The organism is Paenibacillus sp. CB74 (assembly GCF_055687625.1).
In genome coordinates, this window is record NZ_CM146009.1 from 3115447 (window position 1) to 3130682 (window position 15236).

11 protein-coding genes are annotated in these 15236 nt (G+C 48.1%); 3 read left to right on the top strand and 8 right to left on the bottom strand.

The features are described 5' to 3' along the window. Positions 1–211 precede the first annotated feature (211 nt). From ACX9NY_RS13765 to ACX9NY_RS13795, 7 genes are all read right to left on the bottom strand, one after another. Positions 212–448 carry a DUF896 domain-containing protein gene (locus tag ACX9NY_RS13765; RefSeq protein WP_339241052.1) on the bottom strand — a complete coding sequence of 79 codons (237 nt, stop codon included), beginning with the start codon at positions 446–448 and terminating at the stop codon, positions 212–214. Between the two features lie 111 nt (positions 449–559). Next, positions 560–5665, bottom strand: coding sequence for a beta strand repeat-containing protein (locus ACX9NY_RS13770; protein ID WP_472478911.1), 5106 nt, complete (start codon positions 5663–5665; stop codon positions 560–562). A gap of 348 nt (positions 5666–6013) precedes the next feature. Beyond that, on the bottom strand, positions 6014–6967 hold the full coding sequence (locus tag ACX9NY_RS13775) for an SDR family NAD(P)-dependent oxidoreductase (RefSeq protein ID WP_339242993.1): 954 nt from the start codon (positions 6965–6967) through the stop codon (positions 6014–6016). 117 nt (positions 6968–7084) lie between these two features. Further along, positions 7085–7606, bottom strand: a complete 522-nt coding sequence (locus tag ACX9NY_RS13780; protein WP_339261365.1) for a TetR/AcrR family transcriptional regulator — start codon at positions 7604–7606, stop codon at positions 7085–7087. Positions 7607–7942: 336 nt separating this feature from the next. Continuing rightward, the gene (locus ACX9NY_RS13785; RefSeq protein ID WP_339260206.1) at positions 7943–8722 is read right to left on the bottom strand and encodes a hypothetical protein; all 780 of its coding nucleotides are present in this window, start codon (positions 8720–8722) and stop codon (positions 7943–7945) included. A gap of 33 nt (positions 8723–8755) precedes the next feature. After that, positions 8756–9736 (bottom strand): ABC transporter substrate-binding protein, encoded by a 981-nt coding sequence (locus ACX9NY_RS13790; RefSeq protein ID WP_339260204.1) that lies wholly within the window; start codon positions 9734–9736, stop codon positions 8756–8758. Positions 9737–9844: 108 nt separating this feature from the next. Next, the gene (locus ACX9NY_RS13795) at positions 9845–11446 is read right to left on the bottom strand and encodes an AraC family transcriptional regulator (protein ID WP_472478913.1); all 1602 of its coding nucleotides are present in this window, start codon (positions 11444–11446) and stop codon (positions 9845–9847) included. A 549-nt stretch (positions 11447–11995) separates the two neighbouring features. On the opposite strand from ACX9NY_RS13795, the gene ACX9NY_RS13800 reads away from it, so the two are divergent. From ACX9NY_RS13800 to ACX9NY_RS13810, 3 genes are all read left to right on the top strand, one after another. Continuing rightward, on the top strand, positions 11996–12415 hold the full coding sequence (locus ACX9NY_RS13800) for a MarR family winged helix-turn-helix transcriptional regulator (protein ID WP_253433129.1): 420 nt from the start codon (positions 11996–11998) through the stop codon (positions 12413–12415). 26 nt (positions 12416–12441) lie between these two features. Next, positions 12442–13092, top strand: a complete 651-nt coding sequence (locus ACX9NY_RS13805; protein WP_339241043.1) for a nitroreductase family protein — start codon at positions 12442–12444, stop codon at positions 13090–13092. A 95-nt stretch (positions 13093–13187) separates the two neighbouring features. Beyond that, on the top strand, positions 13188–13484 hold the full coding sequence (locus ACX9NY_RS13810; RefSeq protein ID WP_339241040.1) for a putative quinol monooxygenase: 297 nt from the start codon (positions 13188–13190) through the stop codon (positions 13482–13484). 279 nt (positions 13485–13763) lie between these two features. On the opposite strand, the gene ACX9NY_RS13815 is transcribed toward ACX9NY_RS13810, so the two are convergent. Then, a complete protein-coding gene (locus ACX9NY_RS13815; RefSeq protein WP_472478916.1) occupies positions 13764–15113 on the bottom strand; it encodes an FAD-binding oxidoreductase in 1350 nt (449 codons plus the stop codon). Positions 15114–15236: the final 123 nt, after the last annotated feature.

Here is a 15236-nt window from a genome sequence, read left to right on the forward strand (position 1 = left end):
CGTTATTATAGGGGTTATCGAAGATGAATTGAAGTTGACGGAAGCTTTATTGTCATCAAAACTAAAAATAACTAACATGCTTGTAAATCCGCACGAATTACCTAACAGGACGGTACCTTCCTCTTTGGTGTGCTTCCTTTAGACTCAAGGTTCGCAAAAAACAAAAAAAGACAGACCAAGATGTACCTTGGTCTGTCTTATTAAAAGAATGCTATTGGCCGGCCTGTTCACGGCGCTGCAATTTTTCATTGGTTAATTTCTCAGGGGTCACATCATGACCCAGTGGGTCCACAACGGATACTGCCAGCATGGTTGTCAGTACCTGACCTCGAATAGCCTGCAAATATTGTTTTCTAAGCTCGTGCTGCTCGCTTTGTTCTTCTTTGGTCAAACCAACGCTGCGTTGTTTTCGACTTAATTCGTTAATTCGTCCCAGAATAGGAATCATGAAATCCACCTCACTTCTTAGTCCACTTTCCAAAAGATATTTCGAATATCTTCAAACTAACTTATTACAAGTTTACGAATTTGTCCATAGGCACAATCCGTTGGAAAGTTATTAGGTGATCTCATGTACAGACCAAAAAATACCATTTGTTGCGCCGCTACCCAGGTTCAACGTAATCGTTAGCCCGTTAGCGGCATAGAACAATCCAATTACATCTCCAGCATTCAATGCCACTTCTACCGCCAAAGTAACAGAACTGCTCCCCAAGACTGCCCGTAGAGTAAGCAATGTAACGGCTACGTTTAAGATGGGCAACAAACCACTAACAAGCGTAGTTACCGTAGGTGATGTTCTCTGGACAAGAAAGGCTGGGTTAACCCCAGCGCCCAGTGATAAGGCGATCGCTGCGGTCGTTGCATAATTGATCGTGGCCACAATGGAATATCTGCCTGTCACTGGTACCGTATAATTTCCTGTCGTTGCGTTGAAGTTGGCGTTACCATAATAAGGACTTGTTGTCGTCCAGTTGGTTAATTGTGTGCTCGTTGCTGTAGAAAGTGTAGCCAAGAAGGCTGAAAACCCTTCTGTAGCAAAGTTAGGCCCGGTTGGCCCAGTGGCTCCTGTAGCCCCTGTGATTCCTGTTGCTCCTGTAGTGCCAGTTATTCCCGTAGCTCCGGTCGCACCTGTTGCACTCGTCACGCCAGTTGCCCCCGTAATTCCGTTAGCCCCAGTTGGTCCTGTCGGGCCGGTTGGACCTGTAATTCCTGCTGTTCCCGTTACCCCCGTTGAACCAGTTGCACCCGTGTCTCCTGTGACGCCTGCAACTCCTGTTGTTCCCGTGGTGCCTGTTGTTCCTGTTGCTCCTGTAGTGCCAGTTATTCCCGTAGCTCCGGTCGCACCTGTTGCACCCGTAACACCAGTTAATCCAGTCGTGCCGGTTATGCCAGTTGCTCCAGTAGATCCGGTGGGTCCGGTAGCTCCTGTGATACCTGTGACTCCAGTCTCACCTGTGATACCCGTGGCACCAGTTATGCCTGTTGTGCCAGTCAATCCCGTCGCACCCGTGATGCCAGTAGATCCGGTTGACCCAGTCGATCCCGTTTCTCCAGTAGATCCAGTGGGTCCGGTAGCTCCTGTGATACCTGTGACTCCCGTAGATCCCGTCTCTCCAGTAATACCAGTTACCCCAGTCTCACCTGTGATACCCGTGGCACCAGTTATGCCTGTTGTGCCAGTCAATCCCGTCGCACCCGTGATGCCAGTAGATCCGGTTGACCCAGTCGATCCCGTTTCTCCAGTAGATCCAGTGGGTCCGGTAGCTCCTGTGATACCTGTGACTCCCGTAGATCCCGTCTCTCCAGTAATACCAGTTACCCCAGTCTCACCTGTGATACCCGTGGCACCAGTTATGCCTGTTGTGCCAGTCAATCCCGTCGCACCCGTGATGCCAGTAGATCCGGTTGACCCAGTCGATCCCGTTTCTCCAGTAGATCCAGTGGGTCCGGTAGCTCCTGTGATACCTGTGACTCCCGTAGATCCCGTCTCTCCAGTAATACCAGTTACCCCAGTCTCACCTGTGATACCCGTGGCACCAGTTATGCCTGTTGTGCCAGTCAATCCCGTCGCACCCGTGATGCCAGTAGATCCGGTTGACCCAGTCGATCCCGTTTCTCCAGTAGATCCAGTGGGTCCGGTAGCTCCTGTGATACCTGTGACTCCCGTAGATCCCGTCTCTCCAGTAATACCAGTTACCCCAGTCTCACCTGTGATACCCGTGGCACCAGTTATGCCTGTTGTGCCAGTCAATCCCGTCGCACCCGTGATGCCAGTAGATCCGGTTGACCCAGTCGATCCCGTTTCTCCAGTAGATCCAGTGGGTCCTGTAACACCAATTGGACCTGTGACCCCAGTTATGCCTGTAGTTCCTGTTTCGCCGGTAACTCCCGTGGTACCTGTGATACCTGTGACACCTGTAAATCCTGTTTCGCCAGTTGCACCTGTTGGCCCCGTCACACCCGTCGTGCCTGTGACCCCAGTTATCCCTGTCTCTCCTGTAATACCTGTGGCACCAGTTGACCCGGTCACACCTGTCGCACCCGTGATGCCGGTAGATCCGGTAACTCCTGTGATTCCTGTTACGCCAGTGACACCCGTAAATCCAGTAATTCCTGTTTCGCCGGTCGCACCTGTTGGCCCCGTCACACCCGTCGTGCCTGTGACCCCAGTTATCCCTGTCTCTCCTGTAATACCTGTGGCACCAGTTGACCCGGTCACACCTGTCGCACCCGTGATGCCGGTAGATCCGGTAACTCCTGTGATTCCTGTTACGCCAGTGACACCCGTAAATCCAGTAATTCCTGTTTCGCCGGTCGCACCTGTCGGCCCCGTCACACCCGTCGTACCTGTGACACCGGTTATCCCTGTCTCTCCTGTAATACCCGTGGCACCAGTTATGCCTGTCGTGCCCTGTTCGCCTGTCGTGCCAGTGGCACCTGTTGCTCCCGTAAATCCCGTCTCTCCAGTGATACCAGTTACCCCAGTCACACCCGTCGCACCCGTGATGCCGGTGACGCCCGTGCTACCTGTTTCTCCAGTAAATCCAGTTTCTCCAGTAGTTCCTGTCTCGCCAGTAACTCCCGTGCCACCTGTTGCTCCCGTTGCTCCTGTGATTCCCGTTAAGCCTGTGACACCCGTAAATCCAGTAATTCCTGTTTCGCCAGTTGCACCTGTTGGCCCCGTCACACCCGTTGTACCTGTGACCCCGGTTATCCCTGTCTCTCCGGTAATACCCGTGGCACCGGTTATGCCTGTCGTGCCCTGTTCGCCAGTCGTGCCAGTGGCACCTGTTGCTCCCGTAAACCCCGTCTCTCCAGTGATACCAGTTACCCCGGTCTCACCTGTCGCTCCCGTGATGCCGGTGACGCCCGTGCTACCTGTTTCTCCAGTAAATCCAGTTGCTCCAGTAGTTCCTGTCGCACCTGTAACTCCTGTAGTTCCCGTAACCCCAGTTATCCCTGTAGTTCCTGTCTCGCCAGTAACTCCCGTGCCACCTGTTGCTCCCGTTGCTCCTGTGATTCCCGTTAAGCCTGTGACACCCGTAAATCCAGTAATTCCTGTTTCGCCGGTCGCACCTGTTGGCCCCGTCACACCCGTTGTACCTGTGACCCCGGTTATCCCTGTTTCTCCGGTAATACCCGTGGCACCGGTTATGCCTGTCGTGCCCTGTTCGCCAGTCGTGCCAGTGGCACCTGTTGCTCCCGTGATACCAGTCGTGCCGGTAGATCCCGTTTCTCCAGTAGATCCAGTGGGTCCGGTCACACCAGTTGGACCTGTGACTCCGGTTATCCCTGTCTCTCCTGTAATACCCGCTGCACCGGTTATGCCGGTCGTGCCCTGTTCGCCAGTCGTGCCAGTGGCACCTGTTGCTCCCGTGATACCGGTCGTGCCGGTAGATCCCGTTTCTCCAGTAGATCCAGTGGGTCCGGTCACACCAGTTACCCCTGTGACTCCCGTAAATCCCGTCTCTCCAGTGGTACCAGTTACCCCAGTCGAACCTGTGATACCCGTTGCACCTGTTGCACCTGTAACACCTATCGCACCCGTGATGCCAGTGCTACCTGTTTCTCCAGTAATTCCAGTTTCTCCAGTGGTTCCTGTCGCACCTGTAGTTCCCGTAACGCCAGTTATGCCTGTAGTTCCTGTCTCGCCAGTAACTCCCATGCTACCCGTTGCTCCTGTGATTCCTGTGACACCTGTTAATCCCGAAATTCCTGTTTCGCCAGTTGCCCCTGTTGGCCCTGTCACACCCGTCGTGCCTGTTTCGCCGGTTATACCCGTAGTCCCGGTGAATCCTGTCGTACCAGTTATGCCAGTACTTCCAGTTAATCCGGTTACCCCAGTCGGACCTGTAACACCTGTTACACCCGTCTCCCCTGTGATGCCCGTGGTTCCTGTTTCTCCAGTTAATCCGGTTGCACCGGTCACACCAGTTATACCCGTAACGCCAGTTAAGCCAGTCGCACCGGTGACTCCCGTTAGACCGGTCATACCTGTTATGCCCGTAACTCCGGTAATCCCCGTGATACCAGTAAGTCCAGTTGCACCTGTCATTCCTATGGTTCCTGTATCTCCCGTAGATCCAGTTACTCCAGTAGCACCAGTGGGACCCGTGACACCAGTTGAACCTATGTCCCCTGTTATGCCCGTTTCTCCAGTGGCACCAGTAATTCCAGTAATACCTGTCGTGCCGGTTGAACCTGTCATTCCATTTATCCCAGCAGGTCCCGTTTCCCCAGTCGCTCCAATGGCTCCGGTCACACCCGTGAGACCGGTTAGACCTGTCGCTCCAGTCGTCCCTGTTACGCCAGTAACTCCTATTACACCTGTTGGACCCGTCGTTCCTGTATCTCCTGTTGAGCCGGTAGGACCAGTAATCCCAGTAACTCCTATGAGTCCCGTCACACCAGTCGTTCCGGTGGCCCCAGTTAACCCCGTTTCTCCAGTAACACCTGTTGTTCCTGTTGTCCCTGTTTCACCGGTTACTCCAGTTGTCCCCATAAATCCAGTCATTCCGGTTATCCCAGTAGCCCCCGTGGGTCCCGTGGCACCATCCGTACCTGCAACCCCGGTCACCCCCGTCTCTCCAGTAGCTCCGGTCACACCTACGCTACCTGTCGTTCCGGCTGCGCCAGTTACTCCTGTGTTACCCGTGACTCCTGTTATCCCAGTTAGACCCGTTTCTCCGGTAACGCCAGTAATTCCAGTTGCACCAGTCGGACCCGTGACTCCTGTTTCACCGGTTGAGCCCGTAAAACCAGTTAGTCCCATCACACCAATTCCAGTTGGACCAGTTGCTCCTGTAAATCCGGTGCTGCCCGTAAAGCCAGTTATACCAGTATTTCCTGTAGCACCAGTCACGCCTGTATTACCAAATCCGGTTATTCCAGTTGCGCCGGTTGTTCCTGAGACTCCAGTCGATCCGATGCCAGTTGCTCCCGCCTCACCCGTTGGTCCGGTCGTACCTTTAAATCCTGTAGCTCCAGTCACACCTGTGGTCCCCATTAGTCCAGTAGCTCCTGTGGCTCCAGTTACTCCGGTACTTCCCGTAATTCCAGTTACTCCAGTTCGTCCTGTTAGACCGATTGCTCCCCTTTTGCCAGGAGATCCAGGGTCTCCGATTAACCCTGTAACTCCAGTTGCTCCAGTGTATCCTCTCATCCCCCGATAACCCCGTGGGCCTCGAAGGAAAGGGCTTCTGTGGCTTTTCTTTTTTTTGCATTTACGTCTGCCTTTTTTACAAGACTTGCTCTTCCTAAGGCTAGCGTGCTTTTTTTGTTTTTTTACTTTCCGTTTAACTTTACTAATTGAGGAAATCTTGCGTTTCTTTTTGGACATAACGCTCACTAGAAAATCCCCCCCTCCTTGTACACCCACGTCAAATCTCCGCTTTTTACAATAGTACACTCTATGCCCAGGACTAGCTTTGTGCGCCCCCATTCAGGATACCTCTGAAACTCCCATAGTTAGTGATCAATCAATTACTTGTCCCGAAAGATATATTCCCTTCTACTCCCCCTGCAACTCCTTAATCGTTAACGCAATTCCTTCTTCAAAAGATGTTGCCACAACCGGGCCAATCCGTTCCTCATACTTTTGTCTACTCAAGATCAACGGGTCCACCGTCAGATATAACATCTCTACAATTTCTTTCATAACGGGTACACCCAGTCCAATCAATGACAGTCCCACTTTTCCTAACGCGATCACAGGTTTTCTTCTCCCCGCAGCCTTCTGTGCCATATGCACAATCTCATGACCCGAGATGATCCCCGATCCAGGAATGTTCCAGTTCTGCCCATATGTCGTCTCCCTGCTTGCCAATTCCACCACCATGACCGCAGCATCCGGCAAATAGATATACTCTCTGGCTACCTTCATATTCCCGATAAAAAAAGCCATCTTGCCTTTCGCTATCGCTTCAAGCGTGGAACCCAGATAGGAAGCCTGATTGGCCGTTGGGCCATAATAGTCTGGCAAGCGAACAATCATCACCTGAGCTCTGCTCCATCTTCTGCTGAATAACATTTGTTCATAGGCAAGTCGTGTCTTGCCTTTGCGGGTATGTGGCTGCTTCGGATGTTCTTCCGTTACCTCTTTCATTTGTCTTTTGCCATAAGGGTAGATTCCGTCTATTACAACCACGTTCAGCCCCAAGTGATCTGCCGCCGTCATAACGGATTCACCCAGCGGAATCAGTCTGCTCTCCATTTCGTTATACGGAACGTTCGCACAATGGAACATGATATCAATTTCCTGGGAAGCAGCAATAATATCATCCGACTGAAATGCATCTCCCACTGCGATTTGTAGGTGACTCGGAGATCCCAGCTTTACCGCAAGTTGCTCCAGTTTTTGACGAGAGCGCCCAAATGCAATCGTAGAAATTCCCCGTCTAATCAATTCCTCCGTAATCGCTGCACCTGTTCCACCTGTGGCTCCAATAACAATAGCTTTTTTCATCATATACCGACCTCTTTCATTAATTTAGTGATTGATCAATTACTTCCTGAGAACAATATAAACCATATTTAGTGATTGATCAATAACTAAATTTAAAAAAGGGACTTCACTCCCTCTCTATCGATCCTTTAGCTCCGGCATATCCAATGCTGTAGATACATTACACAACATCCCGATCGCCAGGAAAATCATGGTTCTTTTGAGTGGTTCCGCAATTCCTGCAACTGTGAAAGCTTCCAGTACCATGCTTCGTACATCACCAATGCCTTTTTGCATGGCCTGACGAATGACTTCTTCCCGGATGGTTTGCGCCTGCATTTGTAGCAAGATCTCACTCTTGTGAGATTCCAGAATCTTATCGTAGGCTTCAATTAAGTCATTTTCCAACTGATCTGGCGTCGCCGTCTCCACAACGATTCGGAACGCTTCAATCACTCGTGTCCATGAGACTTCAATTGCAGTTAATAATAAAGCTTCTTTTGTTTTAAAAAAACGAAAGATATACGGCTGTGAAATCTCTGCCCGTTCAGCCACTTGAGCTGTAGTCGCACGGTAATAACCAATTTCCGCGAAGACGTCAATCGCTGCAGAGATAATATCATTTCGCCGATTAACCGATGCTGCTGTATCTTTAGCCATCATTTTTCCCCTTCCAACGCACAGTTATGAATTGATCAATAACTTGAAGTATATCCGATCCAGGTAATCAACGCAAAATCCAAAAACGTGAAAAGTCATTCATTTTTGAGCTTACTCGGATTTTATCCCTACGTTTGCCTGAACTTTCTCGTCCAAAACCAACAAACCCGCAGACGCTGGCTTAAGCGGCTGCAGGTTATGGAACATGTCGATGTCCAGACCGATTCTTTATAAAGAGGATTTGGGGACATGGTCTCGCCCAAGCCTCTGGCGTCAGTTTCGAAGAGAACAAGGATCGTCGAAGCAGATACGACGATGCGGTACGAAAATGTCAGTTCACTCCTGTAGAAGATTATGCAATCGGGATTCCGAATCCAGCTTCGGACAACTGTCGCAATAACCATGTGTATGACTGCCGTCTCCAACTTGATAAGCCAAACAACAATATCGACGTATCAAGAACGGCGATCCTTGCCACTCGGGGTGATCAAAGCGATTCAGCTCCATGGCAAATGTAAATGCATTTTCATTTTGTTCGTCAAGCCATATGCTCTGATCTTCCTTGATCTGTGCAAGCCGTTGATCCGTCTTCCATATTCTTTGATCATTAATCATGCGTTCATACAATTGTTGCACATTATGCGCAACCAGAGACCACATGACCTTATCACTCGCTCCTGTACTAATGGCTACTGCTCGCAGAACAGGTACCAGATGTAACAGCATTCTCTTCTTGAGCAAGGTACTCTCTGACCTGCGCTGGACAGGATCGGGACCTTCCAGAAAGATTTTCTCTAGCAGAGTCTCATATCGCATGCCGCCTGATCCATTCAATGCGAACCGTATATCATCATCTGCCATACTAAGTGTAGTGTCGTATAGACTGAATGCAGAAATTACGGCCATTACCAACACCGAATAACGCTTGGCAAAAAGTGTACCGACAGCTACACTCCCTTTTCCATCCAATTGAAGCCCTTGTTGCATAGCCTGTTCACGCAATATTAAGTCTCGTTTCTCTTCATCCAGCAAATCCTTCACTCGGAAAGGAAACTTGGAATCATTGCAGTCTGCTCGGATCGTCGTCACAAAAAATTGCTGTAATACTTCCGACATCTCTGAATGGTTATGTCCTGGATAATGTCCCATCTATGGAATCATATCTTCAACTTCGTTAATAATCTCGCTGCGACCGATTGCTCCCCAGCCCTTAAATAACCAGAACGAGTCTGTCGTATAGACCTGATCTTCACCAACAGCCGGCACTTTCTTCCAGAGTGAGCTTGCATGGATGTTGTTTAGATAGTCCTCGGCATTCGGATCAACCTCAAGAACGACGAAATTGGCATCAATATCCGCGATTTTCTCTATGGACAGGTCCTCACGCTGTTCGCCAGGCGTCACAGCAGTGGGCACAAATCCAAGATCATGATACAACAGCGTGTTGGTTGGATGCCCTTTTTCCGCATAAATTTGCAAAGTCTTCTCTCTGACACGCAAGTAAGCCAGCTTTTTCTGATCCAATTGTTCGATCTTCGCTTTTAGTTGTTCCGCCTGTTGCTCCACCTCTGCGATTTTCTCCTTGGCCAGATCGACCTTGTTGAACAACCCGGCTATGGTCAACAGATCCTGTGTCCAATACGTTGTGTCATCTTCATAATCCAGCCATTCATTACCAAGTACAATCGTCGGAGCAATTTTCTCCAACTGCTCATATGTACTCTCAGCAGTTCGACTCTCAACAACGATGACATCCGGATTGATCTGAAGAATAGCCTCCAGATTAGGACTATCTGCCGACCCTACTGTTGGCACATCAGCAAGCTGATCTGCAAGATAAGGCAGATAATCTCCGCCATAACGAACTTCTACATTAACGCCTGCTGGTTTCTCACCAATCGTTAACATGTGATCGATGTAAGCGGCAGACAACACAACCATACGCTCTATTTTTTGCGGTACAACCGCTGTTCCTTTAAGATGCTCGATCGTTTGTGTACCACTCTCTTCCAAAGGTGTATCCTGTTGCTCAGGCATTGCTTCATTTACTTCCGATGTCTTGCCACATGCGGCCAGTACGAATATAAGCAAGGCCAATAGTACCATCGTTGCTACTCTCTGTCTTACCATTTGTAGTGAATCTCCTCTACTATTTAATAATAATAATCATTATCATTATAGTAGGGAAAAGCAAACAAGCTTGCCATGGATTATTCCACGCTCTTCACTTGCACAATATCACCGTACAGTAATACCAAGCTGCTCTGCTACATATCGCATAGCCCACGTCCGTCCGGTTGGCCCCAGCGTCTTGAAGAAAATATCTCCTGCATTATAGACATGGCCTTCTTGAACAGCCTTTAATGCCAACCATTCACTAGATTGCTGCAATTGCCGTAGTTGAGCGTGCGCCTCTTCCGTGGGATCGACCATTACAAACACATGATCCGCGTCATATAACTGCAAATCGCTAACTTGCGTCTCCACAGCCCACTGATTTTCCGGGAAATGGCTAGGCAAATGGAAACCTAAATCATCATACAACAGGGCTCCTGTCTGGTTATTTAATCCATACATTCGGTAGAAATGAGAAGTCACCCGGATGAACATGGCACTCTGTTTCCCCCATCTCGATTGAATTCGTCTTCGAAGCACCTGACTCAGGTTCGCATGTTGTTCAATCCACTGCACAGCCTGTTCGGTACGTCCCATAATGTCCGCTATATACAGAAGTCTTTCACCACAATGGTTGGTATGTTCCAGCATAGCGGTGGGGGCGATATGATGCAGGGATGCATTCGGCTCTAGACGATCACTCGTAATGATAAGATCCGGTTGGACTCGTCTCAACTCGTCATAGTTCTGATTGAAGCTGTCCAGGATAAGTCCCTGATGACTGTGTACTTGAAGCTCAGGAACAGCAACATGGCGAGCCACTCTCTGACCATAAGATAGTGCGGACACTGGCGTCATACCAAGCGTTATTACATAGTCATCCAACCCGTAATACAATGTGGCAATGCGACTCACTTTATTTTTCATATATAGCGTCGGTGCGACGCCTTCGTTTTTCTTGAAGACTCTGCTGAAATAGTGCTCATCCCTATAGCCTACCTGCTCCGCAATTTCCTTGATTTTATCTGAAGAAAACAACAGCTGCTTGGCCTTCGCCATACGTTGTTTCAGGATGTATTCGATCGGAGTCATATTTAATTGCCGTTTGAACGTTCTTATAAAATGATTCACACTAAGCCCTGCCATGCCGGCCATCTGATCGACTCGAATGTCTTTCATATACTGATGCGTCATGTATTCAAGTGCCCGATCCATCCCCGCTAAAGACGGAGCTGCTTCATTCACGTGTATCATTAGCTGAATCAATAACTGATGCAAAAGATGTTTCCTGCGCGTCTTTTCCAGACTCGTGAAAGAGTCTTTTCCATGTACCAAGGTATCCATGCTCTCCCGAATATCAGACGCATTGGAAGAAATGTTAAGCTTGCCTGTAACAGGAAAATCAACTGTATCGCTATGCCAAGCATTTCGACTCCGGGTAAGTGTCACACAGGAAAATAAAATGATCTGATATCGGACCAGGGCTTCCATATCTGTCTGAAATTCCACATGCATTCCTGGCTTCAACAAAAACCAATCGTCTTGGGACACCGTATGTATAACGTTATTCATAGTCAAAGATCCCTTGCCAGCAATAATCCTGCAAATGGCGTACCTCTTCCAGACCCTGCGGCTGAGAGTCCCCGGATTGCTAGAGTACTGGCAGACGTGGACAGCAGAGAAATGTAGTTGCTCCATTTGTTTGATCCAATCATTTTCGTTCATGCTGACGTCCCTTCCCTTGTCGGATCGAAGCCTATACTCGCCTGACTAAGCTCTATTATTTTGCTTTCCGTAATATGTTTGTGATCGTATCCAGCGATTCCACAGCTTGATGTGATCATTCAAATTCATATCTTCTGTACTTACCCTCCGATCCATATCCACCTTCATGCCTGCTCAGCTGTTGTATGAACTGCTGCCTGTTGCGTTCGCTCGATATGCCATGTCTTCTTATTATAGATCAATTGATAATAATTCTCAATAACATGGCCCATAGATATAAACTCATGCAGATGGACATCCTATACAGAAGACATGCTTCTGGACCGGGATAATCCAGGTATAATCATCTTTTCTTCATAACCTGTTGCAAAATCATAAAAGGCATGATATATTAATTGAGCCATCAATGATTGAGGCATCAACTATTGATACATCAATGATCGAGAGCATACAAATAATCATTAGGCAATGGCATTGTATACTGTAACATCATTTATTGGTTAACATACGCCGTTGTTCATGATTCAGATTCACCCGGGAGGTCTAGTCATGACACGTATTGTTTCCAAAGAAGAACAGATCATCAACCTGCTGAACGTGTTGGGCAACAAAATCAGTCCCAAGTTCGAACGTTGCACAGGTATCAGTTCCTCACGCTTTGAGATTCTCCATGAACTGGATCAGGTCGATGAGATCAACCAGTCCATGCTGCAGAAAATCATTAACATTGATAGTGCTGCGATTACACGCCACTTGAAGCAGCTTGAGGCAGACCTGATGGTCACAAGACGTAAAAACCCTGAAGATAATCGGGTAACTTTTGTTCGTCTCACGGACCACGGTCGAAAGCAGATTGAAGGTTATAAAGCCGAGAAGACGAATTTCATCAATCAGATTTTGCAGGATTTCAGTGAAGACGAGGTTCAAGCGCTCGCTGATTTCCTCGAACGTATGCAGAACAATTTTTAACCCATATATAGAGGAGAGATCCATTCATGAGTACGATTCAAAGCAAATTCCAAAAAACAAATGATTTTAACGAGATTACCTACGGTCGTCGTTCTGTTAAACTGTATGATCCTGAAGTGAAAATCAGCCGTGAAGAAATGACAGAAATTCTGTCAGAAGCTTCCCGTGCACCATCTTCGATCAATTTGCAACCTTGGCGTTTTCTGGTTGTAGATACAGCTGAAGGCAAAGAAAAGCTTGCTCCTCTTGCAAGATTCAATCAAAATCAGGTTTTGACTTCTGCCGCTGTTATTGGCGTATTCATTGACATGAACAACGTTGAATATATGGATGAGATTTTTGGTAAAGCTGTAGAACTTGGTTACATGCCACAAGACATTAAGGATATGCAGCTCAAAACTGTAATGCCTTATTACGAAAAGATGGCTGCTTCCGATCTTCGTGACGTTAACCTAATCGATGCTGGCCTTGCTTCCATGCAATTGATGCTTGCAGCACGTGCTCATGGTTATGACACCAACCCAATTGGTGGTTATGAGAAAGATCAAATTGCAGAAGTATTCGGTATGGACAAAGAGCGTTATCAACCCGTTATGTTGATCTCTATTGGTAAATCAGCGAAAGAAGGTCATCCTTCCTATCGTCTGCCAGTAGAAACCATCACAACTTGGGCATAATATCAGGGGCTGTTTCCCTGTAAGTCATGATTATTTGCTTTTAATAGGTTTATATCACTAACAAATCTCAAACACACTCTGGAGGGTTAACTATTATGATTATCATTCACGCACATCTGCAAATTCAAGCGGCTCAAGAACAAGCATTTCTGGCTGCAGCTAAAGAACTGATCACGGCTACACGTCAAGAAGAAGGTAACATCAGCTACGATCTGACAAAAAGCACAGAACACGAACAACAATACACGATGATTGAACTGTGGAAAGATGAAGCTGCTACAGCTTCCCACAACACAAGCTCACATTTCCAGGCTTTTGTTCAACAAGCAGCAGCTTTTATGGCCGCACCAATGAACGTGGAAGTATTTGCTGGAGAAAAAGTTAACGTTTAATTGCTCCAACAACTGACATGCCTAGTTGGCATGTGAAGAAACTGCTCTTGGTCATATGACCGAGGGCGGTTTTTTCGTTGTTCGGTGAAAAAAGTATTCACGGTCGTGATATCCTGAGTGTGCGTCGTATATCTTTCCACTGTCGTTCACGCTTGTTCATGCTTGTTCACAGGTTAATTTCATTCCTTGTTCTGGCATTTATATTTTACATACCAAAAACACGCCCAATAAGGCGTGTTTCTTCACTCATTAATTAGACAGTGAACAAGTGAATATGGATTACACTCTCCGAGCAGGCGTGATGCTTTGCGGATTGTTAAACACATTTTTCGGATCATACTTGGCTTTGACTCTCCGCAGTCGGGCATAGTTGGCTCCATAGTACACTGGACCGGAATTTTTGATTCCTTGGTCTGGAACGTTGATATAGGAACCGACAATGTATGGTTGCAATTTCTTGCGAGTATTACGAGCGAGTGCAATATTTTTAGCGGCATGGGAAGGTTTGATCCACGTACTGGTCCATTCCACATAGAACTTCTCTTTCCGCCAGAAAAATGCGGTTGATCGAGGTGATTTGCGACTTACCGCTCCACCCCAGTTCAGGAAATAGAACCCGCCTGGCCCCTCTTCTATATTCTCCAAAAATGCCCGCATCGTTTTGATGGCCTTATCAGGAAATGGTTTTCTTCCGAAACCGGAGGAGAACTGGTTACTGAACCTTTGCGTTTGAATCGGGTCAGGCTGCAATAAGAACTTCACAACTTCCGGGTAAGGCAACAAACGAACCGTGGAGCTCGTCGGTGTGCCGACACTAGTCATTGGCTGCAATAATCGGAGGGCCTCTGTTTTAGAGCCTAAGAACAGTCCCTCCATCATAACGTTACCACCTTTTTTCGGTCCGATGGACAACTCGCTGCCCAATCTCGTATCAACAGAGGGAGCCCACCGCTGCCATACTTTGAGCACCTTTTCGAATTGAGCCCATGGCCAGGTGATTTTAAATACTGTCGCTTTCGCTGGAGCCCGGCGCACTTTGAACTTGTAGCGGGTGTACACTCCGAAGTTACCACCACCCCCACCACGTGAGGCCCAAAAGAGATCTGCATTAAGCTTTTTATTCGCCCGAATGACTTTTCCGTTGGCATCCACCATCTCCACTTCAAGCAGGTTATCACTGATGAGACCTATGGTACGTTGGAGAGGCCCAATTCCCCCGCCTAACGTAATCCCACCGATTCCAACGGTAGGGCTGTCACCAAACGGAGCGATGAATCCTTGCTTGGCGAGGGTATTCGCAATTCTTCCTACCCGGTTGCCTGTTCCTACAACGACGGTTCCATTTTTTTTATCAAGCTTGATCGAATTCAGATCACTCACGTCAATCACGATACCGCCATTCACCTGTGAAAGGTTCACTTCAAGCGCGTGTCTGCCACTTCGCGGCCGGATCGGCACATCATTCTCACGAGCCCATCGGATGGCATTGGAGACATCTTTTGTTTTCTGAGCAAAAACAAATACTTTAGGAAATCTGTCCGTATGCGGGTCCCAGTTTTTTCGCGCGGCCTCATATCCTGGATCACCTCTGAAGATCACTCGTCCGGTCAGTTTCGTTTTTGATTTCAATCTATCCATCTCCCTATTCAACATTTGTCATACAGCAGTTCACGAGAGCACCTTATACTGTATGACGGACATTCGCGGAGGGAATGGGCTAGTGCCTTAATTTCAAGATTCGTGTTTCAGAGC